Source organism: Streptomyces sp. NPDC091682 (assembly GCF_044756625.1).
In the GTDB taxonomy this organism is placed as follows: Bacteria; Actinomycetota; Actinomycetes; order Streptomycetales; family Streptomycetaceae; genus Streptomyces.
In genome coordinates this window covers 17906-43613 of sequence record NZ_JBIVTH010000006.1, presented here as the reverse complement: position 1 = coordinate 43613, position 25708 = coordinate 17906, and the positions used below count along the sequence as shown (strand labels likewise).

The 25708-nt window shown below is 72.8% G+C and carries 26 protein-coding genes; 14 read left to right on the top strand and 12 right to left on the bottom strand.

The window, feature by feature from the left end; all coding sequences use genetic code 11:
• Positions 1 to 112: 112 nt before the first annotated feature.
• Positions 113 to 2587, bottom strand: coding sequence for a helicase-associated domain-containing protein (locus ACIQK6_RS15525; RefSeq protein WP_402694954.1), 2475 nt, complete (start codon positions 2585 to 2587; stop codon positions 113 to 115).
• Positions 2588 to 2820: 233 nt separating this feature from the next.
• The gene (locus ACIQK6_RS15520) at positions 2821 to 4254 is read right to left on the bottom strand and encodes a DUF234 domain-containing protein (protein ID WP_329099024.1); all 1434 of its coding nucleotides are present in this window, start codon (positions 4252 to 4254) and stop codon (positions 2821 to 2823) included.
• A 343-nt stretch (positions 4255 to 4597) separates the two neighbouring features.
• On the opposite strand from ACIQK6_RS15520, the gene ACIQK6_RS15515 reads away from it, so the two are divergent.
• Positions 4598 to 5584 (top strand): XdhC family protein, encoded by a 987-nt coding sequence (locus tag ACIQK6_RS15515; protein ID WP_329099025.1) that lies wholly within the window; start codon positions 4598 to 4600, stop codon positions 5582 to 5584.
• Positions 5585 to 5600: 16 nt separating this feature from the next.
• On the opposite strand, the gene ACIQK6_RS15510 is transcribed toward ACIQK6_RS15515, so the two are convergent.
• A complete protein-coding gene (locus tag ACIQK6_RS15510) occupies positions 5601 to 5924 on the bottom strand; it encodes a plasmid stabilization protein (RefSeq protein ID WP_329099026.1) in 324 nt (107 codons plus the stop codon).
• A 114-nt stretch (positions 5925 to 6038) separates the two neighbouring features.
• Between ACIQK6_RS15510 and ACIQK6_RS15505 the strand changes: the two genes are divergently transcribed.
• Positions 6039 to 6434: a DUF6479 family protein gene (locus ACIQK6_RS15505; protein ID WP_329099027.1), complete on the top strand. Its 396-nt coding sequence runs from the start codon at positions 6039 to 6041 to the stop codon at positions 6432 to 6434.
• 61 nt (positions 6435 to 6495) lie between these two features.
• On the opposite strand, the gene ACIQK6_RS15500 is transcribed toward ACIQK6_RS15505, so the two are convergent.
• A complete protein-coding gene (locus ACIQK6_RS15500; RefSeq protein WP_329107641.1) occupies positions 6496 to 7380 on the bottom strand; it encodes an ATP-dependent DNA ligase in 885 nt (294 codons plus the stop codon).
• Positions 7380 to 8294, bottom strand: a complete 915-nt coding sequence (gene ligD, locus ACIQK6_RS15495; RefSeq protein ID WP_402694953.1) for a non-homologous end-joining DNA ligase — start codon at positions 8292 to 8294, stop codon at positions 7380 to 7382. The genes ACIQK6_RS15500 and ligD overlap by 1 nt, the downstream gene beginning before the upstream one ends.
• 31 nt (positions 8295 to 8325) lie before the next feature.
• Between ligD and ACIQK6_RS15490 the strand changes: the two genes are divergently transcribed.
• The gene (locus ACIQK6_RS15490) at positions 8326 to 9471 is read left to right on the top strand and encodes a Ku protein (RefSeq protein ID WP_402694952.1); all 1146 of its coding nucleotides are present in this window, start codon (positions 8326 to 8328) and stop codon (positions 9469 to 9471) included.
• A 141-nt stretch (positions 9472 to 9612) separates the two neighbouring features.
• Here ACIQK6_RS15490 and ACIQK6_RS15485 read toward each other — a convergent pair whose 3' ends face one another.
• Positions 9613 to 10422, bottom strand: a complete 810-nt coding sequence (locus ACIQK6_RS15485; protein WP_329099030.1) for a nuclease-related domain-containing protein — start codon at positions 10420 to 10422, stop codon at positions 9613 to 9615.
• A 186-nt stretch (positions 10423 to 10608) separates the two neighbouring features.
• Between ACIQK6_RS15485 and ACIQK6_RS15480 the strand changes: the two genes are divergently transcribed.
• The 3 genes from ACIQK6_RS15480 to ACIQK6_RS15470 all read left to right on the top strand — a co-directional run bounded on the left by ACIQK6_RS15480 (position 10609) and on the right by ACIQK6_RS15470 (position 13392).
• On the top strand, positions 10609 to 11313 hold the full coding sequence (locus ACIQK6_RS15480; RefSeq protein ID WP_329099031.1) for a hypothetical protein: 705 nt from the start codon (positions 10609 to 10611) through the stop codon (positions 11311 to 11313).
• Between the two features lie 109 nt (positions 11314 to 11422).
• Positions 11423 to 12142, top strand: a complete 720-nt coding sequence (locus ACIQK6_RS15475) for a hypothetical protein (RefSeq protein ID WP_329099032.1) — start codon at positions 11423 to 11425, stop codon at positions 12140 to 12142.
• Positions 12139 to 13392 (top strand): histidine kinase dimerization/phospho-acceptor domain-containing protein, encoded by a 1254-nt coding sequence (locus ACIQK6_RS15470; RefSeq protein ID WP_402694951.1) that lies wholly within the window; start codon positions 12139 to 12141, stop codon positions 13390 to 13392. Before ACIQK6_RS15475 ends, ACIQK6_RS15470 begins: the two co-directional genes overlap by 4 nt.
• A gap of 109 nt (positions 13393 to 13501) precedes the next feature.
• Here the strand turns inward: ACIQK6_RS15470 and ACIQK6_RS15465 are convergent, their stop codons facing one another.
• From ACIQK6_RS15465 to ACIQK6_RS15455, 3 genes are all read right to left on the bottom strand, one after another.
• On the bottom strand, positions 13502 to 13789 hold the full coding sequence (locus ACIQK6_RS15465; RefSeq protein WP_329099033.1) for a hypothetical protein: 288 nt from the start codon (positions 13787 to 13789) through the stop codon (positions 13502 to 13504).
• Between the two features lie 10 nt (positions 13790 to 13799).
• On the bottom strand, positions 13800 to 14513 hold the full coding sequence (locus ACIQK6_RS15460; RefSeq protein WP_329099034.1) for a helix-turn-helix domain-containing protein: 714 nt from the start codon (positions 14511 to 14513) through the stop codon (positions 13800 to 13802).
• Between the two features lie 215 nt (positions 14514 to 14728).
• Positions 14729 to 15658, bottom strand: a complete 930-nt coding sequence (locus ACIQK6_RS15455; protein ID WP_329099035.1) for a diiron oxygenase — start codon at positions 15656 to 15658, stop codon at positions 14729 to 14731.
• Between the two features lie 168 nt (positions 15659 to 15826).
• Here ACIQK6_RS15455 and ACIQK6_RS15450 point away from each other — a divergent pair, with 168 nt between their 5' ends.
• Positions 15827 to 16936, top strand: a complete 1110-nt coding sequence (locus ACIQK6_RS15450; protein ID WP_329099036.1) for a ferritin-like domain-containing protein — start codon at positions 15827 to 15829, stop codon at positions 16934 to 16936.
• Between the two features lie 48 nt (positions 16937 to 16984).
• Here ACIQK6_RS15450 and ACIQK6_RS15445 read toward each other — a convergent pair whose 3' ends face one another.
• Together ACIQK6_RS15445 and ACIQK6_RS15440 are read right to left on the bottom strand one after the other, a co-directional pair.
• The gene (locus ACIQK6_RS15445; protein ID WP_329099037.1) at positions 16985 to 18445 is read right to left on the bottom strand and encodes a penicillin-binding transpeptidase domain-containing protein; all 1461 of its coding nucleotides are present in this window, start codon (positions 18443 to 18445) and stop codon (positions 16985 to 16987) included.
• Positions 18442 to 19812, bottom strand: coding sequence for an FtsW/RodA/SpoVE family cell cycle protein (locus tag ACIQK6_RS15440; RefSeq protein ID WP_402694950.1), 1371 nt, complete (start codon positions 19810 to 19812; stop codon positions 18442 to 18444). The genes ACIQK6_RS15445 and ACIQK6_RS15440 overlap by 4 nt, the downstream gene beginning before the upstream one ends.
• 109 nt (positions 19813 to 19921) lie before the next feature.
• Between ACIQK6_RS15440 and ACIQK6_RS15435 the strand changes: the two genes are divergently transcribed.
• The 7 genes from ACIQK6_RS15435 to ACIQK6_RS15405 all read left to right on the top strand — a co-directional run bounded on the left by ACIQK6_RS15435 (position 19922) and on the right by ACIQK6_RS15405 (position 24486).
• Positions 19922 to 20329 (top strand): DUF6325 family protein, encoded by a 408-nt coding sequence (locus ACIQK6_RS15435; RefSeq protein WP_327383279.1) that lies wholly within the window; start codon positions 19922 to 19924, stop codon positions 20327 to 20329.
• Positions 20329 to 20718 carry a hypothetical protein gene (locus tag ACIQK6_RS15430; RefSeq protein ID WP_402694949.1) on the top strand — a complete coding sequence of 130 codons (390 nt, stop codon included), beginning with the start codon at positions 20329 to 20331 and terminating at the stop codon, positions 20716 to 20718. Before ACIQK6_RS15435 ends, ACIQK6_RS15430 begins: the two co-directional genes overlap by 1 nt.
• 84 nt (positions 20719 to 20802) lie before the next feature.
• Entirely contained in the window at positions 20803 to 21270 is a 468-nt protein-coding gene (locus ACIQK6_RS15425) for a hypothetical protein (protein ID WP_329099040.1), read from the top strand.
• A 78-nt stretch (positions 21271 to 21348) separates the two neighbouring features.
• Positions 21349 to 21597: an alpha/beta hydrolase gene (locus ACIQK6_RS15420; RefSeq protein ID WP_402694948.1), complete on the top strand. Its 249-nt coding sequence runs from the start codon at positions 21349 to 21351 to the stop codon at positions 21595 to 21597.
• 27 nt (positions 21598 to 21624) lie between these two features.
• Complete coding sequence (locus ACIQK6_RS15415; protein ID WP_329099041.1) at positions 21625 to 22098, top strand: carboxymuconolactone decarboxylase family protein; 474 nt, start codon at positions 21625 to 21627, stop codon at positions 22096 to 22098.
• Positions 22099 to 22176: 78 nt separating this feature from the next.
• The gene (locus ACIQK6_RS15410; protein ID WP_329099042.1) at positions 22177 to 23100 is read left to right on the top strand and encodes an RNA polymerase sigma-70 factor; all 924 of its coding nucleotides are present in this window, start codon (positions 22177 to 22179) and stop codon (positions 23098 to 23100) included.
• A 222-nt stretch (positions 23101 to 23322) separates the two neighbouring features.
• Complete coding sequence (locus tag ACIQK6_RS15405) at positions 23323 to 24486, top strand: NlpC/P60 family protein (RefSeq protein WP_402695024.1); 1164 nt, start codon at positions 23323 to 23325, stop codon at positions 24484 to 24486.
• Here the strand turns inward: ACIQK6_RS15405 and ACIQK6_RS15400 are convergent.
• A complete protein-coding gene (locus tag ACIQK6_RS15400) occupies positions 24432 to 25697 on the bottom strand; it encodes a styrene monooxygenase/indole monooxygenase family protein (RefSeq protein WP_402694947.1) in 1266 nt (421 codons plus the stop codon). The genes ACIQK6_RS15405 and ACIQK6_RS15400 overlap by 55 nt on opposite strands.
• Positions 25698 to 25708: the final 11 nt, after the last annotated feature.

Genomic DNA, 25708 nt, shown 5'->3' with positions numbered 1-25708 from the left:
TGCGCCACCGCGCCTCGACTCGCCCGGCCCTGTCACCGTGCTCGCCTCCGCTCCGGAAGGCCTGACGGCGCTGTGCGGCGGTCGGGCCACCCTCATCGAGGACCCACGCCTCCTAGCCGGCCGAGGTGAGTGCGCAGGCCAGCGCGCGGGCGCTCGCCGGGACGCCGCGGACCGGTTTGCCGTACAGGGGGTGGGCCTGGTCCAGGGTGGGCAGGAGGCTCGGCGCGCGGTCGGTGGGGGCGCGGTCGAGGACGGTGGTGCCGGTCTCGGCCTCTTGGGTGGGGGCGTAGCCCGCGGCGCGCAGGGCGGTAAGGGTGTCCTCGGGAGGTGCGGTGGAAATGAGGACGGTGGGGGCGATCCGGCGCAGGCGGAGCTTGGCCAGGCCGCGGGCCTGGGCCACCTCGGCGATCAGGCCGGTGTCGTCCGAGCGGATGCAGCAGGCGGAGCGGACGACCTTGAGCTGGCCGTGGGTACGGGCGGTGTCCTTGATCGTGTAGGCCAGTGGCTGCGGCAGCGGGGTGCCGCACTCGCTCGCCTCGGTCAGACGGTCGAGGAGTTCGTCGGCGCTCCAGCCTGCGTCCAGGGCCCGGCGTACGGAGCTTGCTGTGATGCGCCAGACCACCGCGTGGCCCTCGGACTCGATGTCCCCGACGGCGGAGAGCAGGTCGGCGAGGGCGGGCGCGGGCGCGCCGGTGACAGTGGCGGTCAGGTCGCCCTGGAACCGGGCCGTGCCGCTGGGTGCGGGCAGGGTGGCGTACAGCGCCTCGCGCAGCGCGGTCACGGCCTGGGCCAGGGCGGGGCGGTGGGTGAGGTCCTCGCCCAGGCCCTCGGAGCCGCGGGCGGCCGGGGCGGCGCCCGCTCCGGGCACGGCGGGGTAGTAGTGGGCGGCGCCCGACTCCAGCAGGCGGCACAGGGCCCGCCCGACGGGGGTGAGGGCACCGTGGGCGACCACGCCGAGCAGGGCCGCCTCCTCCAGGGTGGCGGCCAGCCGGTCGAGTAGTTCGTCCGCACCGGTCAGTGTTCCGGTGCCGTCTCCGGCCAGGTGGGCGCGCAGGGCGGGCCGGAACCATGCGGCCAGAGCGAGGAGTTCGGCATGCCCCTGCGCCTCCCCGGTGAGGCCCTGTCCGTCGGGGAGGGTGGCGAGAGCCCGCAGTACTCCGGTGCGCAGGGTCACGGCTTCCTCGTCGCTCGGGCTGGTGAGCGCGACCGGGGTCTCGTCGGGGTCCGGCCAGTGGCTGAGGACTTCGGGGACCACGGCCCAGGCGGCCAGCAGCGGCAGCAGCTTGCCCGCGGCCGGGGCGGCGGCCCAGGCGTCGTAGCGGTCACTGGGCAGCAGCCGGGCCGAGGGCTTGGGGGCCTTGGAGTTCCGGCCCCGGGCGGCGGGGGCCGGCTCCTCGTCCTGGGGTGCGGCGAGCCCGGCGTTCACAGAGAGGTCGAGCCACAGCCGGGTGTCGGCTTCGTCCGCCCCGGCCGCCTTGGCCAGCCGCCGGGTGTCCCGTACGGCGATCCCGCCCGCCTTGCGGATCGCGACCGGCTGCGCGGCCAGCGCCCGCAGGACCAGTTCGGCCCGCCAGGCCGCCGCCGCGGCGGCCGTGCCGCCCTCGCCCTCCCAGCCGGACGGCAGCGGTGCGGTGGCGGTGAACGGCTCTGGTTCCAGTCGGGGGCTGGGTGCCGCGCCCCCATGGCGGAGCGCACGGGCGACCTCGTAGGGAAGCTCCACCAGGTCGAGACCGACGGGGGCCAGCAGTCCGCGCACGGCCAGCCAGTCGGTGCCCTCGTCACCGCTGCCGCCCTCCCGGAAGACGTACTTGGCGTCCGGGCCCGCGTACTGCGACCCGTACCGGCCGACGAAGCAGTGGGTCCGCAGCAGCGGCGGGCCGGGTACCAGGTGGTCCAGCAGCTCCAGCGCCCGGACCGGGGCGTCCGCCACCAGTGCCCGCACCCGGGCGGGGTCGGCGAGCAGAGCGGTGATCAGCTCCTGGGCCTGGTCGCGGGTGCGGGCCACCCCCTCGCCGAAGAGGGTTGCGGCGATCCGCTTGACCTCGGGGGCGTTGTAGGCGGTGGTCAGCAGCCGGTCGGCCGTACGCCCGTAACCGTCGAACCCGGCGGCGCGGACGTGTAGAAGTGGTGGGAGCGCCAGTCGGCCCTTGGGCGCGGGAAGCAACAGTGCGCGCTCCCGCAGTCGGGTGAGCGTGCGTTCCGCCCGCTGCCGCTTCTCTCCCGGCTCGAACCAGGACAGTACGTCCCGCTCAGGCACCAATCGGTCCGCGGGTTCCACCGGGGGAACGGACTTCCGCTGTTGCCAGGGATACCGAGGCCCGTCCTCGGACTCGCCACCGGCTACGGGGCCGTGCCGCTCCAGAGCAAGGGCGGCGATCGAAGCGAGCAATTCCAGCTCTCCGGCGGTGCCCGCCATCAGGCCCTGGCCCACCGACTCGTCGGTGAGCAGGTGTTCGGCGAGCTCGCGGAGGGTGGTGATCCGTCGGTACCCGGCGGCGAGCGGCAGATCCCGCTCCTCCAGCAACGCGGTCAGCCGCTGAGGATCCAGGGTTCCCAGCCATTTCACAAGGGCGGTACGCGCATTCACCCGGCCAGGCTAGCGCCGTCCGGTCACCCCGCGGGGGTGAACCGGCCGCGTCCCCTCGGACCCCCGCGCCCAGTGCCGGCGCAGGCTCCCCCCTCCGGGGCCGTCACCTTTTCCCCCCCCCCCGCGCATATGGGCTTCGATGCCCGGGAGGTTCTCAGAGGATCGTCGACGCCTACTGCCATTGGGCGCCCGAGGTAGGTGCATCACCATGACCACCCTCGCGGTTTCCCTGACTACCGCCAGGCACGGACAAGGTCTTCCGGACCCCAGTGCGCCGCAAGAGGCAGATCGTCCTCGACACCGCAACGGGACACCGCAACCAGCGCCGTGTCCGGCTCGGCACCGGGCACGGCGAGCATGTCCCGCACCAGTGCGTCGTACTCACGTCGGCCGAACGGCTGCGACTCCAGCCACTTCACCGAGCCGATGAAGTGAACCTGCCCTGCGACGGGTTCCCGATCGGCTCCGATCAGGTCGATCTCCGGGTTGTTCTGCCGGTTCCACCAGCCCCCGACCGCTTCCGTCTGCGGCCACGTCTCGTCGGGCAGCAGCCGCAGCAGCGACTCGCGGACGACCGGCTCGACGGCCCGGCCCCGCCATGTCGTCCACGACCGCTCGATGCGCTCCAGCGCCAGATCACCGCGACCGCGCTCGATGAGCGGGATCCCGCGTTGCAGGAAAGCCAGCCAGAACCGCAGGTACGGATCAGAGATGCGATAACGCTTGTTCTTGCTGTCAGCCTTGACCGAGAGCGGCAGGTCAGCGGCCAGGACTCGCTTGGCCAGCAGCGTGTTCAGCAGCGGAGACAGCGTGCCCGAGGGCAACGCGCCGGCACCACCGGCTTGTGCGGCAATGGTGGAGAAGGTCCGCTCGCCGCTGCCGACCGCTTCCAAGATCGCGCGCGAGTGGGACGCCTCGGGAAACTCCCCCAGCAGCGACAGCTCGCCCGCCACCAACAGCGGGGCAAGCGGGTTGGACACAGTCTCGCGCAGAAAGTCTCGGCGGCCCATCCCCGGCCGCCAGGACTGAACGATCTCCGGGAACCCTCCGGTGATCAGCAGTGCGTCCACCGCTTCCGCCGCGTCAAGGCCGGTCATCGCCTGCACATCGGCCAGATGCAGCGGCTGTACGGTCATCTTGGCCGCCCGGCCGAAGAAGGGGCGCCCATAGGACTGCAGCGCCTCCATCACCGACATGTCGCTGCCGACCAGGATCAACAGGACGGGCTTGGCGGACAAGTGCCGGTCCCAGACCGTCTGCAGCGCCCCCTCGAACTCCCCGTCCTGTTCGACCAGCCACGGCACCTCGTCGACCACCGCAATGCTCGGTGCATCGTCCGGAATCGCGACTGCGAGGGAACGCAGCGCCTGGTTCCAGTCGGCGGCCTGCAGCCCGGCCACCAGCTCAGCCCCGGGAAGAGGGGAATGCGCCAGCGTCGCGGCGAAGTCCGCCCGCTCGGCCACCGCGTTGCGTCCCCGGGTCGCCTGGAAGACCACGTACGGAAGCCCGGAACGGTCGCAGAACTCCTGGACCAGACGAGACTTGCCCACCCGGCGCCGGCCCGTCACGATCACAGCCTGACCACGCGTGGCACCCGTACCACCGACCACCAGGCCCAGCTGCCGAGCCAGCTGATCCAGGTCGGCAGACCTGCCCTTGAACTCCATCAGCGCCCCACCCCCAGCGTCCATGAGACATAGATTCGATATTACGTAGATTGAATCTTACTTAGATGCTAGCTCGCTTCTGACTGTCCCCCCTACGCCCTCGCCGAGGCGGCGGGGAAGGAATCCGCCCGCCGACGCCTCGGCCACCGGGGCCCACACCATGCACATTCCGGCGGGGCGGGCGTTTCCGGTGGTCCGTACGAGGGAGGTGGGGCGGGGTCTGTGGGATCCGGGGGGGGGTGGGTAGGGGCGGGGTGCGTGCGTACGTTGGGGGTGAGGCCGCACGGCGCCGCTGGCCAGGTGCCCTGTGGCGGGCTCTGACGATCGAGAAGGGGCGGCGCGGATGCGTGAGCTGGTGGAGACGGCGCGGCGGTGGGTGGCCGAGGGGCGGGCCGGGTATCTGGCCCGGCCCGTGACCGAGCAGGGGTTCGGGCCGCGAGATCCGGCCGGGGCCGTGCTCATCGATGCGCGGGGGGAGTGCGTCGGCACGCTCTACCGCGGGGTCTTCGACGCCGAGCTCGCCACCGAGGTCGCGGCCCTGCCGGCCGGTGTCTCGGCGCGGGTGTGCGAGGTGTCCGTGCGGGCGGCCGAGGCCGTGGCCGCGAAGCTGACCTGCGGCGGGCAGGCCGAGGTGCTGCTGCAGCCGCTGTCGGCGATCCCGGCCCAGTGGTGGGAGCTGCTCGGCGACGGGGTCGGGGTGGCGTTGGTGACCCGGCTGAACGAGGCTGCGGACCGGGCCGTCAGCGAGATCGTACGGGCCACGGACGCGCCCGGTGACGATGCCGGGCGGCGGGCGGGCGAGCTGCTGGCGACGCGGCGGGCCGGGCGGGACGCGCTGTACGCGGAGTCGGGGCTGGTGCTGGTCGAGGCGTTCCCGTCGGCCCCGTACGTGGTCATCGGTGGCGGCGGCGAGCTCGCCGAGATCATCGAGCGGCAGGCGTTGTTGCTGGGCTGGGAGGCCGTTCTGGTCACCGGCCCGGAGGAGGCCGGCACGGTGCTGGAGGCGCGCCGGGACGCCGCGTGCCTGGTGATGCTGAGCCATGAGGAGTCGTTCGACGTGCCGACGCTGCGGGTGGCCCTGAACCGGGAGGTGCCTTACGTCGGCGCACTGGGCTCCCGCAAGACCACGGCCCGGCGGCGCGAGGGGCTGCTCGCGGCCGGGGCCACCGAGGCCCAACTGGCGCGGGTGCACGGACCGATCGGACTGGACCTCGGCGCCCGCACCCCGGCGGAGACCGCGCTGGCGATCTGCGCCGAGATCCTGGGGGCGCTCGGGGAGCGCAAGGCCGCCGGCGCCCTGCGGGACGCCGACGGCCCCATCAACTCCTAGGCGAAGGCAGCGACCTTCACTTCCCCAGGGCCCGCTTGAGCTGTGTCTTGTTCATGTCCGAGCGGCCGTGGACGTTGCGGCGCCGGGCCTCGGCGTAGAGCTGTTCGTACGTGGGGCCCTGCGCGCCCGAGTGGGAGTGCAGGCCTCCGCGCCGCGACGAGGAGATGTCCTCGACGGATTCCTTGCTCGCGGTCCGGGATTCGCCGGCCCGGGCGCGTTCCTTGTTCACCGTCCGGGCCGCGATCTCCTTCGCCTTCTCCTCTGGCTCGCCGCGCCGCTCCAGGCCTTCCTTGATGTGCTCATACTGCCGTTCGCGCTTCGGGGACGATCCGCGGGGCATGGCCGGCCTCCTTCTGGTTCGGCGGGTGCGCACACCGGGCGCATACCCCGGATGGCCCAAGGTATCCAGGGCATAGCGGAGCATTTCGGACTTGAGTACGGGAACATGGTCGGTATGGACACGACTTTGAGCGTGGACGCGACCCTCGCCGACATCGCATGGTTCCTGGTCGTCGGCATCTTCGTCGCCGGCTTCCTGCTGGGCGGCTTCCTGTTGGGCAAGAGGGTACGGGCCAAGGAGCCACCCCCGCCCACCCCGGAGAGTCAGCCGCACCTGCCCGAGGGGGGCGCGGTCTACGAGGTCCGCGAGGAGCGGGACCAGGTGGAGATCCCGGAGGGCGGCCTACGGCCGCACGAGATGCAGGGCTACGGGAACTTCGGCTCCACCACCTCCAGCCATCCCGAAGAGGCCCGCGCCGAACGGGAGTCCGGCTACGAACTCCCCGAGGGGCCGGGACCGCACCCCCAGCCGGGGGCTCCGCCGGACGCAGGACGGGGCGCACACTCCTGACACCAGGACCGCCTCGCCCTCTGACCCGCGCCTCCGTCGCGGGTCAGAGGTCCGTCGCGGGTCAGAGGTCAACCCGCAGCCGCAGCACCTCCGGCGGCGGGTGCCGGGTCGAGGCGTGTCGGACCTCCGCCGTGAGCGGCGGGTCGAGCGCCCGGAAGGGGACCTCCCCGAACCCGATCGCCGTGACCGTGGCCAGGGCCGGCGCGGCCGACCCGCGGGCGGCCACCTCGGCCGCCACCTGCGAACGCAGCGCCGCGCTCAGCGGGCTCGACACCAGCGGGCTCTCGTCCCCGACCGGCAGGACGAGCACCAGCGCGAGCGGGCGGCGCGGGGTGCCGGTGTAGCCGACCACCGCCGCGTCCCGGACGTCGGTGTGCCGCAGCTTCTGCCAGCCGCGCCGCCCGGCGGGATAGGCCTGGTCCAGCCGCTTCACGACGAGGCCCTCGATCCCGCTGGCCGGCAGGGTCTCGTACCAGGTGGCGGCCAGTTCCGGATCGGTCGTCATCGGCACCGGTTGCAGCGGCGGCCCCAGCGGCAGCAGCAGGTCGACGAGGAGGGCCCGGCGGCGCTCGTACGGGCGGCCGCGCAGGTCCAGTCCGGCCAGTTCCAGCACGTCGAAGGCGGCGTACGAGGCGGGCAGGCGCTGTGCGAGGACGGCGGCCCGCGCCGCGGTGGCCGCCGCCCTGCGCTGCACCAGGGCGAAGTCCGTACGCCCCGCGTGCCAGACCACCACCTCGCCGTCCAGGACCGTGTCTGCGGGCAGCAGCAGCGCGGCCGCGGCCAGGTCCGGGAAGGCGCTGGTCACGATCCGGCCGGAGCGCGCCTGGAGCGTCACGTCGGTCGCCGAGCGCAGCACGACGAGCCGGTGGCCGTCGAACTTCGGCTCGTACGCCAGCCCCGCCCCGCGCGGCAGGGTGCGTACGGCGGCGGCCAGCGCGACGCGGATCACGGCCGGGTCCCGGGGGTTCCGGGGGGTCCGGGGAGCGGGCGGGCGCGCGCGGGGTCGGTCAGCGGGGCGAACAGGTCTCCGTCGCGGGCGAGCCTGGGAGCGATGTCGTCGGCGAGGAAGACGAGCCCGGCGGCGGTCCGGCAGGCCTCGACCTCCGCCCAGGACACGGGCGCGGACACGGTCGGCCGGGCCCGCGCGCGCAGGGTGTAGGGGGCCGCGGTGGTCTTGGCGGCGGCGTTCTGGCTGTGGTCGACGAACACCTTGCCGGGGCGCAGGGCCTTGGCCATGCGGTGGACGACCAGGTCGGGGAGCGCGCGCTCGGCCTCCTGGGCGAGCTGCTTCGCGTACGCGGACACCCGGTCGGACGGGGTCGGCTCCAGCGGCACGGCCAGGTGCATGCCCTTGGAGCCGGAGGTCTTGGCGTAGGCGTGCAGGCCGTCGGCGGCGAGCCGCTCGCGCAGCCAGAGCGCGGCGGTGCAGCACTCGACGACCGTGGCGGGCGGGCCGGGGTCGAGGTCGAGGACCATCCGGTCGGCGAGGGCGGGGTGGCCGGCGGTCCACTGGGGGGTGTGGAACTCCACGACGAGGTTGGCGGACCACATGAGGGTGGCCAGGTCGGCGACGACCACCTGGGCGGCGGAGAGGTCCTCGGTGCGCGGCACGGGGGTGGTCCTCACCCAGTCGGGCGTGCCGGGCGGCGGGTTCTTGGTGAAGAAGAGTTGCCCGTCCGGTCCGTCGGGATAGCGCAGGAAGGACACCGGTCGGTCGTGGACGTGGGCGAGCAGCGGGCCCGCGACGGTGGCGTAGTAGTGCAACACCTCGCCCTTGGTGAAGCCGGTCTCCGGGTACAGGACCTTGTCGAGATTGCTGAGCGCGATGCGACGGCCCTCCACCCATGTGATCGGCGTCATACGATGAGACTGCCACGAAACAGGAGGAACCGTGCGATCCATTTGGAACGGGGCGATCTCCTTCGGCCTGGTCAGCATCCCGATCAAGCTCGTGAACGCCACCGAGAGCCACTCGATCTCCTTCCGCCAGATCCATGTGAGTGACGGCGGGCGCGTCCGGTACCGCAAGGTGTGCGAGCTGGACGGGGAGGAGGTGCCGAGCGCCGAGATCGGCAAGGGGTACGAGGAGGCCGACGGGTCGATCGTCCCGATCACGGACGAGGACCTGGCGCAGCTGCCGCTGGCGACCGCGAAGACGATCGAGATCATGTCGTTCGTACCGGCGGAGGAGATCGATCCGCTGCAGATGGACGCGGCGTACTACCTCGCGGCGAACGGCGCCACGGCGGCGAAGCCGTACACGCTGCTGCGGGAGGCGCTCAAGCGGAGCCGGAAGGTCGCGATCGCCAAGTACGCGCTGCGGGGGCGGGAGCGGCTGGGCATGCTGCGGGTGGTGGACGACGTGATCGCGATGCACGGGCTGCTCTGGCCGGACGAGATCCGGGCGCCGGAGGGGGTGGCGCCGGAGGTCACGGTGTCCGTACGGGACGCCGAACTCGACCTGGCGGAGGCGCTGATGGCGACGCTGGGAGAGGTGGAGCTGGCCTCGCTGCACGACGACTACCGGGAGGCCGTGGAGGCGCTGATCGTGGCGAAGTCGGGCGGGGCGTTCGAGCCGACAGAGGCCGCGGTGGAGCCGGCCGGCGGGCAAGTGATCGACCTGATGGCGGCGTTGGAGAAGAGCGTGCGGGCCGCGAAGGCGTCCCGGGGGGAGGCGGGGGCCGAGGCCGAAGCGGAGGCGGAAGCGGAGGTCACGCCGATTCGGCGAAAGGCGCGCGGGGGTGCGGGTACGGGTACGGGTACGGGTTCGGCTGCGCCGAAGGCGGTCGGCGGGAAGAAGTCGACGGCGGCTTCGGCCAAGAAGACGGCGGCTTCGGCTGCGACGAAGAAGAAGGCGACGACCACGGGCAAGTCGGCTTCCGGCAAGTCCACTTCGGGTGCGGCGGCGACGAAGAGCACGACGAAGAGCACGGCCAGGAGCACGGCGAAGAGCACGGCCAGTACGGCGGCGGCGAAGAAGACCGGTGCGGCGGCTGCGAAGAAGGCCGCGACGCCTCGGAAGCGGACCTCTGCCTGAGCCGAAGCCTGCGTTGTGGCGGGTCGGGGCCTGCGGCGCTTCCCCCTGCCCGCCCCTTCCCGAAACTGGGGCTCCGCCCCGGACCCCGCGCCTCAAACGCCGGCGAGGCTGGAATACGCGGCGGAAGCGCAGGGGCGGGGCTCAGGGTGTGGTCGGGGTGAGCCAGGTGGTGGTGTCGCGGGCGCGGGCGAAGAGGTTTTCGACCTCCGGGGGTTTGAGCGTCGTGGGGGCTGCCGCGAGGTTCGGGGTGGCCGTCGGGGGCTGGAGGATGCGGATGTCGCGGACGGTGGGGGCCGTTTCGACCCGCGAGGCGTCGACCAGCGCCAGCGCCGGGGTGACCTCGGTGGCCAGGGCCGCCGTGGCGAAGGCCGCCGCGCGGCGGATCCAGCGGGGGTCCGGGCGGGGTTCCGTGCGGCCCACCGTGAGCAGGAGGTCGCCGATTACCGCGCGTTGCCGGCGGCCCGGGACCGTACGCACGCAGAAGGTCCCCGCCGGGCCGATGAGCAAGTGGTCGATGCGGCCCAGGCCCGGGAGCGGGACGCAGTGCAGGGTCCGCCACCCTTCGGGTTCCAGGGCGTCGAAGGCGTCGCCCATCCGCTGCTGCGCGGTCAGGTCCTGGCGCAGCCGGTGCCGGGCCCTGGTGCCCGCCGGGCCGTGTTCCAGTTCGCCCAGCAGGGTCTCCCCCGGGCGGTTCGGGGCCAGGTCGGCGTCCGGCGGCAGCGCGAGACGTCGCAGGTCGGAGGCGGTGGGGACCGGGGGCGGGCCGATCGAGACCGTCCCGCTCAAGTAGGGGCGCAGCGCCGCCAGGATCGCCTCGCGGTGGTCGTCCGCGAGGACGCTGATCCGGTTGGCCTGCCGGTCGTACCAGGCCACCGCCTGCCCGTCGGGCAGATTGACGTACAGCCGGCCGCGGCCGGGCCGGCCGCTCGGCAGTACCTTGAGTCCGCGCATCGCCCTCACCCCCGCCGTCCATGGGAGCAGCCGGGGCGCCGCAGGGCAATCCCTCGGATGTGTAACGACTCCGACGGAACGTTGCGACTCCGCTGTTACACGAACGGGGCGCTGCCGCAACGGCCGGGCCCTAGGTTTGACCCGCCTGGATGGCCCAGGCCCTGACCGGCACCGAAGGACTTCTCCGTGAGCACCGTCAGCCGCCGCACTCTCGTTCGCGCCGCCGCCGTGACCGCATGCGCCGGAAGTCTGCTGGCGCTGCCCACCGCCGCCGCCCTGGCCGAGGGGGTCCCCGCGGCCTCGTCCGCGCACTCCGCGGCCCCGCAGGCGGTCCTCGTCAAGAGCCTCGCGCTCGCGGACGGGGTCTCGACCGCGAAGGTCTACCGCACGGCGAACGGGGTCTACCGGGCCGAGGTCCTGGCGGCCGACGGCACCAGGGCGGCCACCCTGACCAGCGGTGACGGGGTCACCGCCTTCGGCGGCTCCGGGGACCTGCACGCGGCGCTGGACTCCTCCGGACGGCTGACCTCCTGGGTGGGCGACGTCCCGGCCCGGGGCGGCGACCACACCGTGGCGGGCGACGGTCACAAGACCGGAACCCGAGACGAGGCCCGCAACGAAGACCGCGGCGAAGACCGCGGCGAGGCCAGCAACGAAGCCCGCAACGAGGCCCGCGGCGGGCAGGTCGTGCCGGCCTCCGTTGCGCGGAAGGCGACCACCGGGGACGCCCACGTCGTCGCCGACGGCTCCGGCGGTGGGCGGCGGCTGAGTACGCTGGCGGACGGGCCGGGCGACGGCGTGCTGCTGCTCGGCGCCGCCGGCGGGATCGCGGCGGTCGGCGCCGCCGGGCTGGGCTTCGCGATGCTGCGCCGAGGGCGCACGGACGGCTGAGACCGCCACCGGGTAAATCGGCTGGACCTCCGCATATGGTTGACGAGGTCGACCGTCGGACCGTCGCGGGCAGAAGGGCACAGGGGCTGTGAACAGGTTGCGCTTGCGTGTGTCCGCGCGCCCGCTGGTCCCCCTGCTCGGGCTGGTTCCGCTGCTGGCGGGCTGCGGGGACACCGGCGGGCTGGTGAGCGCCGGCTCCACGCCGACCGTGAGCGGACCCGTACATCTGTGGCCCGACCGCCGTGGGGCGTCCGTGCCGCCCGCCGATCCGGGTGGGGCCCCGCCCGAATACGTCAAGGGGATCCCGCCGGTCCGCGACCAGGACGTGCACGCCGTCGACCCGGTGGCCCTCGTCCAGGCCGAGCTGCGCACCCATCCGGACACCGAGGTCGGCACGGACGGGATGCCGCCCCGCACGGCGGCCGCGATCCAGGAGTGTCCGAAGGAGGAGGACGCGAAGGAGCCGGAGGCGTGCCCGGTGCTGAAGCCGTACTACCGGGACCTCACGGGCAACGGCAAGGACGAGCTGATCGTCGGCATCGAGTTCCCGGACAAGATGATGTCCGTACGGGTGTACACCGCCGACCCGGACGGGCGGCTGAACCGGATCATGGCGACCACGGAGACCGTCATCACGGTGGAACTGGCCGGGCGCGACGTGATCCTGCGGGTGCCCAGCGGCAACCGCGGCTACGAGCTGGTCACCGCCTGGTCCTGGGACGAGAGGCAGCTCACCATGCTGCCGACGCGCGAGCAGATCGTACGGGTACCCGGCAATCAGGGGGCCCCGGGCAGCCGGGAGCCCGCTCCCGTGCCGGGCCGACCGTGAGGCCCGTGCGGCTGCCCGCCTGGACGGCCACGCTGACCTGGAAGTCGGCGTGCTTCATCGTCGTGATGTGCTGCTCGCTGGCTGCCGTGCTCGGCGCGCTCGTGCACGTGGAGGTGACGCGGCAGACGATGGCCACGGCGCGGGAGAAGGCTCTGGCCAAACTGCTGGAGGTCGCGCGCGCGTACGAGGCGGGCGAGCCCCTTCCGCGCGGTTCCTGGTTGGATCCCGTCGGGCTGCCGCCCGATCTGCGCACGCTCGCCGTCAGCGGGCGCCGGGGCACTCTGGTGGCGGACCACCGGGGCCGCCCGACCATGTGGGCGGCGGGCCCGGCGGACGGCCGCGCCCTCGCGACCACCGTCGACTACGGGCAGAGCGCGCGCACGATCAGCGGGCTGGACAACGCGATCATCGGCTCCTCGCTGCTGGCGATCGGTGGCACGCTGCTGGTGGGCGCCTTCTCGGTGACCCGGGTGACCCGGCGCCTGCACCAGACGGCGGCCGTGGCCCGGCGGATCACCCAGGGCGACCTCGACGCGCGGGTGGACGACCCGCGGACGAGGACACCCTCGCGGCACCAGGACGAGGTGGCGACGGTGGCCGCGGCACTGGACACCATGGCCGGGAGCCTGCAGGCGAAGCTGGAGAGCGAGCGGCGGTTCACGGCGGACGTGGCGCACGAGCTGCGCACCCCGCTGACGGGCCTGCAGGCGGCTTCGGAGCTGCTGCCGGAGGGGCGGCCGACGGAGCTGGTGCGCGAGCGGGTACGGACGATGCGGCAGCTGACGGAGGACCTGCTGGAGATCTCCCGGTTGGACTCGGGCAGCGAGGTGGTGGAGAGCGATCTGCACCAGCTGGGGCGGCTGGTACGCCGGGTGGTGCGGGCGTCCGGGACGGACTCGGAGGTGGTGGTCGTCCGCGACGCGCACGTGGAGACGGACCGCCGGAGGCTGGAACGGGTGCTCGGGAACCTGGTGGCCAACGCCCACAAGCACGGGCGGCCGCCGGTGGTGCTGACGGTGGACGGGCCGGTGGTGACCGTACGGGACCACGGGGACGGGTTCCCCGAGTACCTGGCGGCGCACGGCCCGCAGCGCTTCCGCAGCGGGGGCAAGGGCCACGGGCTGGGCCTGACCATCGCCGTGGGGCAGGCGCGGGTGATCGGGGCGCGGCTGGAGTTCCTGGTGGCGGAGGGGGGCGGCGGGCTGGCGGTCCTGACCCTCCCCGACGACGTGCCGACGCAGGCGCCGTAGCCCCCTCCACCCGCAGCACGCGCCGGCGCGACGCACGGGCGGGCGGGCGGGCGGGCGGAGGTCCGGTGGGCGCCAGGGACGCCAAGAAACGTCAGCGACGCCAGGGACGTCAGGGGACGCGAGGGACGTCAGGGGGCGGCGTCTTCGTCCAGGGCCAGCGGAGCTTGGGCTTGGTGCCCGCGGGGCGGAAGTCGTACTTCCACCCCTTCTGCAGGCCGAGCCGCTTGGAGTGCCCCGCGGGGACGCGCTCGTACAGCAGCACCGTCGACGGGCCGCCGTCCGGTGCCGGGACGGGGATCTCGTACCACTTCGGGGGGTGTCCGGTCGGGCCGAGGAGGACGGGGAGGACCCGGCCGTCCATCGGGCCGCCCTCGAACGGGGTCGGTTCGCTTCTCACCCCACCAGTGTCACAGCAGGTGGGCGGCCTCGGACACCACCGGGATCACGCGGCGGGCCAGGACCCCGACCGGGCCGTCCGCCGATTCCAGGGCGAGGGCGGCCCGGGCGGCCGCGGCCGTCTCCGGGTCCGTGGCGGCGGTGGCCGTCAGCAGGGCGATGAACTGGTCCAGCAACCAGTCCCGGAGGTGTTCGACCTCGGGCTGCTTGCCCTCGTCGATCCAGATGAGGGAGGCCCCCTCGACGGCCGTGATCCACGTACGGACCATCATGCGCAGCCGGGGGCCGGGGGCCGGTACGCCCAGGTGGAAGAGGATCTGCTCGGCAGCGGCCCGCCGGATGCCGTCGACCGTCGCCGTGGTGCGGGAGGTCTCCACGACGCTGCCGCCCTGGAGGAGAGCGGCGAAGCCGGCGTCGTGTTCGTCGACGAAGGCGAGGTAGCGGTCCAGGGCCCGGGACAGGCGCCGGGTCAGGGGACCTTGCTGGGGTTCGGCGAAGCACAGCTCGAGGACGTCGGCGGCCGAGCGGAGGGCGGCCTCGTAGAGCTGCTGCTTGCCGCCCGGGAAGTAGCGGTAGACGAGCGGGCGGGACACCCCGGCGGCCTCGGCGACGTCGTCGAGCGAGACCTCTTCCGGCGCCCGGTGCGCGAACAGCGAGAGGGCGGCGTCGAGGAGTTGGGCCCGCCGCTCCTCGACGCTCAGCCTGCGGTACGCGCGTACGGTCATGTCCGCAGCGTATCCCCGCGGGCGCCGGACGACTGGGCGTCCTGTGGATCGGGCCCGATCGGCGCCGGCACGGGGCCCCGTGTGCCGGACCCGTCCGGCCCGGACCGCGGGCGGGCGGGGTCGGGCGAGCAGGCGGGGCGGGCGAGCAGGCGGGGCCGACGGCGAACCGGCGGGTCGAGCAAGCCGGCAAGTCGGGCGGGCGTCACGCCCTTGCGCTACGCGAGCAGCCCCGAGCTCTGCCAGAGCCTGCGGCCGACCCCGCGCAGCACACCGATGTCGTCGAGGAAGTCGGTGAGCCGCTTCGCTCCGCTCTGCATGACCTCGCGGCGGTGGCCGCTCGCCTTCACCTGGGCGACGGCCTCGCGGCGGTCCACGCCGATGTTGTCGTAGACGGCCGGGTTCACGAAGGCCAGCGAGAAGACGCGGGCGGCCTCGCCGCAGCTGATCCGGGTGAGTTCCTGCTCCCAGCGCGGGGCCGTCAGCATCTGGCGGCGCAGTTCCTCGCGGGCGTACCGGACGTGCCGGGCCTCCTCGATGACGTGGATCCGGGTGACGCCGCGGACCAGCGGCTGGATGCGCTCGTCGGGGAAGGTCAGGCGCTGCATCCAGTCGAGGATCTCCTCGCCGAGGAGGGTGCAGGCGAAGGAGCCGGGGGTGGTGGAGACGGTCTTCAGGATCCGCGCGAGGTTGTGGTTGACGCGGGTGACCGGGTACGCGGGGGCGCCGGCCTTCTGGATCATGCGGGCGAACATCATCGAGTGGCGGCACTCGTCGGCGATCTCGGTGAGCGCGTAGCGGACGTGGTTGCTGGTCAGGGACTTGTCGTAGATGTGCCGGACCAGGAGCTGCATGAGGATGATCTCGAACCAGATGCCGAGCGAGCCGAGCGCCGCCGCCTCGTGGCGGGAGAGGTCGATGCGCTGCTCCTCCCCCATCTTCTTCCACAGCGGGGTGTCGTAGAGGGAGAGCAGTTCCGGCGGCCAGTAGTACTTGCCCTCGATCGGCGGGGCGTCCCAGTCGAGTTCCTTGTCGGGGTCGAAGGAGTGCTTGGCCGAGGATTCGAGGAGTCGCTCGGCTATCTGCTCACGGTCCTTGAGCAGGCCGAGGGCGTCCCGCAGCGCAGCTCGTTCGGTCACGGTCGTCATGGGTTCGGACACCTCGTCGTCGAGTTACCGGCGGTCGCTTCTTATGAGACTGCCTGTCAGCAAGACCGTCAATCCCTTGCGCACGACTTGTTGACCCCGTGTCTACCAACGTGTGACGCTGCCAACTGTCCGGTCCCACACGGCAGTACGTGAGACGAGGGGGCGTCAGTGTCGACGCACGAGCTCTACACCGAGAACCCTGGCGAGCCGGTCTGGCAGGTTCCCACTGCCGGATCCGCCCGCTTCAACTGGGAGTACGCCGACGGCCGCGAGCGGCTCCTGGCGCTCTACCAGAAGGGCAAGGACAAGCAGTGGGACGGCACCAAGCGCATCGACTGGGACATCGAGGTGGACCCGTACGATCCGCTGGGCACTCCCGACGAGGCCCTGCCGCTGTACGGGACGCGGCACTGGGCCAAGCTCACCGCGAAGGACAAGGGCGAGCTGCGCCGGCACTACGCCTCCTGGAACTTCAGCCAGTTCCTGCACGGCGAACAGGGCGCGATGGTGTGCGCGGCGCGCATCGTGGAGTCGGTGCCGGACCTGGACGCGAAGTTCTACTCCGCCACGCAGACGATGGACGAGGCACGGCACGCCGAGATCTTCGGGCGCTTCCTGCACGAGAAGGTCGGGATGCTGTACCCGATCAACGACAGCCTCCGGGGGCTGCTGGGCGACACCCTGCGCGACTCCCGCTGGGACATGCCGTACCTGGGCATGCAGGTGCTCATCGAGGGGCTGGCGCTGGCCGCCTTCGGCTTGATCCGCGACACGACCACCAAGCCGCTGCCCAAGCAGCTCCTGGCGTACGTGATGCAGGACGAGGCCCGGCACGTGGCCTTCGGGCGGATGGCGCTGCGCGACCACTACGCGCAGCTCACCGACGCCGAACTGCGCGAGCGCGAGGAGTTCGTGATCGAGGGCTGCTACCTGATGCGGGACCGGCTGCTCGGGGTGGAGGTGCTGGAGAACTTCGGGGTCGCGGCCGAGGAGGCGACGCTGCTCAGCGAGCAGTCCGAGTTCCTGCAACTCTTCCGCAAGCTGCTGTTCAGCAGGATCGTGCCGTGCGTCAAGGACATCGGGCTGTGGGGCGAGCGGTTGCAGCGGGCCTATGTGGACCTCGGCGTCTTCGACATGGGCGACTCGAACCTGGACCTGCTGATGAGCCAGGACGAGGAGATGGCCGAGGCCCTCGACCGCGAGCGGTTCGCGGCCGAGGAGTCGGCGCGGGTGGCGGAGGTCGAGGCCGCCATCGCCGACGGATCGGCCGCCCCCTGAGTCGGGCCGCCGTGCCGCCCCCGACGCGCACGCGCGGCGGGCCGGGCGTCAGCCGGCGGCCAGCGCCGCCTCCATCACCGCCCGCGCGATCGGCGCCGCCGCGCCGTTGCCGCTGATGTCACCCCGGTCCGCCGACGCGTCCTCGACCACCACCGCGACCGCCACCCGGGGCAGCGCCGCACCTTCGGCCCTGGCCCAGGAGATGAACCAGGCGTACGGGGTGCCCTTGTTGCCGACCCCGTGCTGTGCGGTGCCCGTCTTGCCGCCGACCACCGCGCCCGGGATCGCGGCGTTGCGGCCCGTCCCGTTCTCCACCACCTTGACCATCAGCTCCTGCAGCCGGACGGCGGTGGCCGGGGTCATCGCCCGGCCCAGGCTGCGCTGGTCGCCGCGCCGGACCTGGGATCCGTCGTCCCGGGTCGTCCGTTCCACCAGGTACGGATAGGTGAGCTCGCCGCCGTTCGCGACGGCCGCCGCCACCATCGCCATCTGCAGCGGTGTCGCCGTGGTGTTGAACTGTCCGATCGAGGACAGGGCCAGCTGGTCCTGGCTCATGTCGGTGTCGAAGTTCGACCGGGACACCCACGAGGGCACGCGCAGCCCCTCGGTGTTGAAGCCGAAGCGGCGTGCCGCCTCCACCATCCCGCGCAGTCCGACCTGCACCCCGATCTTGGCCATCACCGTGTTGCAGGACCACTGCACCGCGTCCGCCATCGAGGCGTCCTCGCAGCCGGCGCCCGCGTTCGGCAGCAGGGTGCTGGTCCCGGGCAGCGGGTAGGGGTCGGGGGTCCGGGTCGGCGCGTCCACGTCGGTGACCACGCCCGCATCGAGGGCGGCCGCGGCCGTCACGATCTTGAAGGTGGAGCCGGGCGGGTACGTCTCGCGCAGGGCCCGGTTGAGCATCGGCCGAGCGGGATCCGCGTTCAGGGCGGACCAGGCCTCCTTGACCTTCGTACCGGTACCGGAGAGCGCGGAGGGGTCGTACGAGGGGCTGCTGACCAGCGCGAGGATCTTCCCGGTGGCCGGCTCGACGGCGGCCACCGCGCCGCGCTTGCCCGCGAGCCCGGCGTACGCGGCGCGCTGCGTGCCGGAGCGGACGGTGGTGGCGGCGTTCCCGCCGGCGGGGCGGCCGCGGGCCAGTTCGTACCAGAGCGGGAAGGCGGAGAGACCGGGGTCGGTGCCCGACAGGATCGGGTCCTCGGCGCGCTCGACGAAGCTGGTCCCGTAGGTCTGGGAGGAGAAGCCGGTGACGGGCGCGTAGAGCGGACCGTTCGCGTACGTCCTCTCGTAGCGCAGCAGTTGGCCGCTGTCGCGGGAGCCGGTGACGGGGCGCCCGTCGACCAGGATGTCCCCCCGGGGTTCGGCGTAGCGCTCGATGGCGGGGCGCTTGTTGGCCGGGTTCGCGCCGTAGGCGGCGGACTCCCAGACCTGCACGCGGGCGATGTTGACCAGCAGGGCGACCAGCAGGAGGGCGCAGAAGTACGCGCACCAGCGGATGTAGCGGATCACTGGTCCGGCTCCTTCGCGGGGCGGGGGCTGCGGGCGCTGTCACTGAGCCGGACCAGCAGGGCGACGATGATCCAGTTGGTGACGACGGAGGAGCCGCCCTGCGCGAGGAAGGGCATGGCCATGCCGGTGAGCGGGATCAGGCCGGTGACGCCGCCCGCGATGACGAACACCTGGAGCGCGACGATCGAGGCGAGTCCGGTGGCGAGCAGCCTCCCGAAGGGGTCGCGCAGGGCGAGTCCGGCACGGAAGCCGCGGGCGACGAGCAGCCCGTAGAGGAGCAGGATCGCGACGAGGCCGACGAGGCCGAGCTCCTCTCCGGCGGTGGCGAGGACGAAGTCCGACTTGGCGGCGAAGCCGATGAGGAAGGACTGGCCGTGGCCGAGGCCTGCGCCGAGGAGGCCGCCGGCGCCGAAGGCGAAGAGGGACTGGGCGAGCTGACCGGGTCCCTCGCCGCGCTCGATGGAGGCGAAGGGGTTCAGCCAGTCGTCCACCCGGCCGTGCACGTGCGGTTCGAAGGTCCCGACGGCGTACGCGCCGAGGGCGGCGAGTAGGAGCCCGATCGCGATCCAGCCGATCCGCCCGGTGGCGGTGAACAGCATGATCACGAACAGTCCGAAGAACAGCAGCGAGGTGCCCAGATCCCGCTCCAGGACCAGCACGCCGACGCTGAGCAGCCAGATCGCGAGGATCGGGCCGAGGACGCGGCCGGGGAGGAGCCGGAGCTTCCAGAAGAGCCGGCGGCCGGTGAGGGCGAGCGCGGTGCGGTTCGCGGCGAGGTAGGCGGCGAAGAAGACCGCGAGCAGGATCTTGGCGAACTCCCCGGGCTGGAAGGAGAGCCCGGCGAACCGGATCCAGATGTGCGCGCCGTTGACCGCCGGGAAGAAGACGGGGACCAGCATCAGGACGAGGGCCACCGCGACGGACAGGTACGCGTAGCGCTGGAGCACCCGGTGGTCGCCGAGCAGTACGACGACCAGCACGAAGAGCGCCACGCCCAGCCCGGACCACAGGAGCTGGTCCCCGGCGGTGAGGTGCCCGGGGGTGGTCACGTCGAGGCGCTGGATGAGGACGAGGCCGAGGCCGTTGAGGAGGGCGGCGATGGGGAGCAGGAGGGGATCGGCGTAGGGGGCCCGCAGGCGGACGGCGAGGTGCGCGAGCAGGGCGGCGACGCACAGACCGGTGGCGTAGCGGGCGGCGGGGCCGGGGACGTGGCCGGTGGTCGCGAGGCCGACGTAGAGGTGACCGAGGACGGAGATCAGGACTGCTCCGGCGAGGAGGGTCAGCTCGACGCCGCGCCGTTTGGGGGCGCCGGCGCCCGGGGGCGGGGGCGGGGCGGGCTCCGCCACCTTTGCCGTCAGAGCGGTCATACACCGAAACGTAGCAAGCGGGCGGATGATATGTCCGCTTATGCCATAGTATGCCGAAGAGTCGTCACAAACGGTCGGAAGTATCCCCGCACGTGAGGAGCCGAGGCGCATGGGACCCGTGGAATTCATCGTCCTCGCCTTCCCGGAGGAACAGCTGCGGGCCCCGGCGGTCGAGGCCGTGATGGGGCTGCGCAAGACCGGGGTGGTCCGGCTGATCGACGGGATCGTGGCGACGAGGACGGCGTCGGGGGAAGTCCTGGCGGCCGAGTTCGACGAGTTCGTCGAACTGCACGGCCTGCTGACCGGCCGGGACGTGGCCCGGCTGATCGGGCCGGAGGACATCCAGGAGGCGGCGGGGCTGCTGGAACGCGGGAGCTGCGCACTGCTGCTGGTGGTCGAACACCTGTGGGCCGAGGACGCGGCGATCGCCGTACGGGCCGCGGGCGGCCGGATCGTCGGCTCGGTCCGCATCCCGCCGGACCGGGTACCGGCGGATCCGCGGGCGGGGGTGGCCTGATGTTCATCCGTCCGATGGGAGTGACGGTCCGTGCGGCGAACCGCCCACCGGGGCACCCGCTGCTGCGGGGCCTGCTGGCGCGGGCGTCGGGAGCGGCGGAGCCGACGGCGGGCTCGGTGGGAACACCGGGCCCGGAGACCGCCACGGACCCGGCGGGCGCGCCGGACCGGAGCGGGGCACAGGTCGAGCAGCTCCCGGCCGGGACGCCGCCCGAAGCTCCGCCCGAGCCCCCGCTGCCGACCGGACCGGAGCCGGCGGCGGCGACCGCGCCCGGACCCGCCCCGGCCGGCCTGGTGGCGGAGCTCACCCAGGTCGCCGGCCTGGCCCGCGAGGGCCTGCTGACCCCCCAGGAGTTCACGACGGCCAAGGCCCGCCTGCTGCGGGGCTGACCGCGACAGCCGCGACGCAGACCCCGGCCCGGGCGACAACACCGTCCCGGCGCATTGTCAGTGGCCGGATCCAGAATCGACCGCATGAGTGACTACTACGACCTGTTCCTGACGGTGGAACTGCCGGAGGACCTGCCCGAGCCGGCCATGCGGGAGCTGAGGTGGCTCCTGGGCGAGGCGGAGGCGCCGACACCGCTCGTGTCGGCCGACTGGGAGGCCTGGGGGTACCCGTGGCAGGTCTTCGACGGCGGCACCCCGAGCCACGCCTTCGACGGCGTGGACAGCTCGTCGCTGCTGCGGACGGACAGGACGTACGCGGACGGCAGCACGCCCTGGGCCCTGACCGTCCGGACGTGCGTCCACGAGGACGTGTTCGGGATGGTGATGGAGGTCGTCGAATGGGTGCTCGAGCTCGCGACCACCCGGGGGTGGGTCGGCTTCCTGCGGCATTCGGGCTCTGACGGGGTCCAGCACCTCCTGCGCCACGAGGACGGGTTCGACGTGGTCGACGTCCGCGCGACGGGGCGGCCGGACCGCGTGGTCTTCGACTAGGCCGTCTCTTTCGGATCTTGCCGGGCTCCCCCGGCCCACATCGACGTCGGGTCGGTCGACACCTTCCGGGACGAAGACATGGCCTACGCCGACACGATCTGGCGCGCCGGCGGCCGGGCCGAACTCCACGTATGGCCCGGCGCCTTCCACGGCTTCGACGGCCTCGCCCCCGAGGCGGCCCTCAGCCGGGACGCCCGCGACGCCCGCACGCGCTGGCTCCGGCGCATCCTCGCGCAGTCCGAGAACCGGGAGACGCAGGTCCTGGGAGACGTAGGTCACACGCGCCCGTGTCACAGGAGGTCGGGCCATCTCGTCTCGGGGATGTAGCCAACGACGACCACCGAGGAGCACACCATGGACGCGCGACTGAACCTCTTCGCCGGCCCGACCACCGGCAAGGCCCTGAAGCACCTCATGTCGGCCGGCAAGGTGATCAAGGAGTCGCCACTGCCGGCCGCAACGCAGGAGCTGGTGTCGCTGCGGGTGAGCCAGATCAACGGCTGCGCCGTCTGCATCGACATGCACACCAAGGAGGCCGCAGCCGCCGGCGAGACCCCGGTACGGCTGCACCTGGTGGCGGCGTGGCGGGAGGCCACGGTCTTCACCGAGGCCGAGCGTGCCGCGCTGCAACTGGCGGAGGAAGGCACCCGGACCGCGGACGGGGCGGGCGGGGTGGCCGACGCGGTGTGGGCACGGGTCGCCGAGCACTACGACGAGGAGGAGCTCAACGCCCTCGTGCTGCTGATCGCCCTCATGAACATGGCGAACCGGATCAACCTCATCACCCAGCAGCCGGGCGGCGACTACGTGGCCGGGCAGTTCCGCTGAAAGCCACCGGCGAGGGCTTGTCCTCCCCCACCGTCACCCTGATGATCATCCAGAACCACCCGGGGGAGGGGAGCCGACATGAGCAAGGTCGAGGAGTTCGAGGACCTGCGGCCGCTGCTGTTCTCGATCGCGTACCGGATTTTGGGCAGCGTGAGCGAGGCCGAGGACGCGGTGCAGGAGACCTGGCTGCGCTTCGACGCCTCGGCGACCCGGCCCGCATCCGTCAAGGCCTTCCTGTCGACGACGGTCACCCGGCTCTCGATCGACGTACTGCGCTCCGCGCGGGTGCGTCGCGAGGAGTACGTCGGACCGTGGTTCCCGGAGCCCTTGCTGAGCGATCCCTACCAGGACCCGGCACGGTCGGTGGAGCTGGCGGACTCGGTGTCGATGGCCTCGCTGCTGCTCCTGGAGCGGCTCAGCCCGCTGGAGCGCTCGGTGTTCGTCCTGCGGGAGGTCTTCGCCTTCGGCTTCGACGAGGTCGCCGCGGCGGTGGGCCGCTCGGAGGCGGCTTGCCGCCAACTGCTGGTCCGGGCGCGGCGGCACATGGAGGCCGGCCGGCCGAGGTTCCGGGCTGACCGTCAGGAGCGGCAGGAACTGGCGACGCGGTTCCTGGACGCGATGAAGGACGGCGACATCACCGGACTGCAGCGACTGCTGGCCGCGGACGCCCAACTGGTCGGGGACAGCGGCGGCAAGGCCCCGCAGCTGGCGAAGACCATCAACGGCGCGGAGAACGTGGCCCGCCTGCTCGCCGCGTTCTTCCCCTGGCTGTCCCGCATCGGCGTGACCGCCGAGCCCCACGACGTGAACGGCGAGCCGGGCGCGATCGTCCGCGACCCGGACGGCCGGGTGCTCCACGTCCTGGCCTTCGAGATGCTCGACGGCAGCATCAGCACCATCCGCTCGTTGGTCAACCCCGACAAGCTCTCCCACCTGGGCCCGGTGGCGGACGCCTGGGCGATCACCCGCGCAATCCGCGAGGCCCGCCGCGCGGCGAGGTGAGGGGGCGGGGTGGGGGGCGGGAGCCGATCGACCGGGGTCGGATGGTGGGGCGGGGGCTGCGGAGAGCGGGAGCCCCCGCCACACCTTCCCGAAGCCCCCGCCCCGCCCCCAACCGGGTGAGGGCCGGCGACCGGCCGGATTCGCTGGGGGATTTGTCATACCGGGCGTGGCAGCATCGGCCGCCTCGGAGGTGATCCCATGTCACATCGACCGTCACGTCGGCTGTCCTACCGGCCGCTTCGCGCCGTCTGCATCGCCGCGGCGCTCGTCTTCGCCGGCCCGGTCCCGGGGGCCGGGGCCGAGCCCGGGCTTCCCGAGGGGGAGTCCGTCGGCGTGCTGCTCACCCGCCTGCAGGGCCTGTACCAGAAGGCCGAGGAGGCCAGCGAGGCCTACAACGCCACCGACGTGGCCCTCCGGGCCGGCCAGGCCGAGGAGCGGCGGCGCGCCGCCGAGCTCGGCAAGGCCCGTACCGCGCTCGACTCCGAGCGCGCCCTCGCCGGGCGGCTCGCCCGGGAGCAGTACCAGGGCGGCCAGGGGCTGTCCCCGTACGCGCGGATGCTGCTCGCCGGGAACCCGCAGGCCGCCCTGGACCAGCATCGGCTCGCCGCCCGCGAGGGCGCCCGGCGGGCGGGCGTGCTGGCCCGGCTCTCCCGGGGCGAGAAGAAGGCCGACGCGCTCGCGATTCGGGCCCGCGAGGCCCTGGACACCCGGCAGGCCCTGGCCGCGCAGCAGAAGATCCACCAGGACGAGGTCGCGGCGCAGCTCAAGGAGGTCGAGCGACTGCTCTCCGCCCTGACCCCGGACCAGCTCGACCGGCTGGGCGCGCGGGAGGCCGACAACACTGCGGCCGCGCAGCGGGACCTGGTCGGTTCGGGCCGCCTGCCCACCCGTACGGGCACCCCCACGGCGGCCGGTGGGGCCGCCTTCAGGTACGCGGCGGCGCAGATCGGCAAGCCGTACCTCTGGGGTGCCGAGGGGCCGGGGGCCTTCGACTGCTCCGGGCTGACCTCGCAGGCTTGGGCGCACGCGGGGCGCACCATCCCGCGGACGAGTCAGGAGCAGTGGGCGCAACTGCCGAAGGTGCCGCTGGACCGGCTGCGTCCCGGGGACCTGGTGGTCTACTTCCCCAAGGCCACCCATGTGGGCCTGTACGTCGGCGACGGCAAGGTGATCCAGGCGCCGCGGCCGGGGGCGCGGGTCAAGGTCTCGCCGATCGCGGCGAATCCGCTGCTGGGGGCGGTCCGGCCGGACCCGGACGGTGCCCCGCTCGCGGAGTTCACCCCGCCCGAGCTGCCGGAGGCGGCGACGGGCGGAGTGGGCGATGATGCCGGCTATTCAGCCGAGGAGGCCCCGGACGCCGACGACGCCGCGACCTCCGCCAGGTAGTCGGCGGTGTCCTCGGGGTCGTAGAAGTACGCGTCGAAGTCGGCCGGGTTGTCGAAACCGTTGGCGAATCGATTCGCCACCGGCTGGAGCTGCCCGGCCGCGCCGATCAGGTTCAGTACGTGCTCCGGCGGAACGCCCAGCATCGCGTTCGTCCACTGGGTCACCGGCTTGCCCGTGGTGAACCAGTACTTGTCGAAGGTGGCCTTCATCCAGGCCTCGTCGAACGGCTTGTCCCCGTGCATCAGGATCGACGACAGGTACGAGGCGGCGCACTTCGCGGCGGAGTTCGAGCCCTGCCCGGTGATCGGGTCGTTCGCGACGACCACGTCCGCGACGCCCAGCACCGAACCACCGCCGGGGAGGCGTCCGATCGGGTTGCGGACGACCGGCGCGTAGCGCCCGGCGAGCGTGGCGCCCGCGTCCGTCAGCTCTACCTTCGTGGCCCGGGAGTACTCCCACGGCACGAACTTCTCCATCAGCTCCAGCGTGAGCGCCAGGTGCTGCGCCGGGTCCTTGACGCCGTTGAAGACGTCCAACGGACCGCCCGGGAGGCCCTCCCAGAACAGGATGTCCGCCCGGCCCGAAGTGGTCAGGGTGGGCATGACGAACAGTTCGCCGACGCCCGGGACCAGATTGCAGCGGACCGCTTCCGTCTCCGGGTGCTCCGGGCGCGGGCCCAGGCCGTGCACGTAGGCGACGGCGAGCGCGCGCTGCGGGGCGTCGTACGGGGAACGCGCCGCGTCCCGCCCGAACATCGAGACGAGCTCGCCCTTGCCGGCGGCGACCAGCACCAGGTCGTACGTACGGGAGAAGAAGTCGAGGTCGGCGACCGAGGCGCCGTGGATGACGAGCTGACCGCCCCGCTGCACGAAGGTGTCGAGCCAGCCGGCCATCTTCACGCGCTGGTCTACGGACTGCGCGTACCCCTTGAGCCTGCCGAGCCAGTCGATGGCGCGGCCGGCGTCGGGGGTGGCGACGGAGACGCCGAGGCCCTCTATCTTCGGGGCCTGGTGCTCCCAGAAGTTGATCTGGAGATCGCGCTCGTGCTGCAGGGCCGTGTCGAACATGCACTGCGTGGACATCACCCGCCCGGTGCGGATCTCGTCCGCCGTCCGGTTGGACATGAGGGTGACCTCGTACCCCTTCGACTGGAGTCCGAGGGCGAGCTGGAGACCGGACTGACCGGCTCCCACGACGAGTATCTTGCGCATCTCTCACGCTC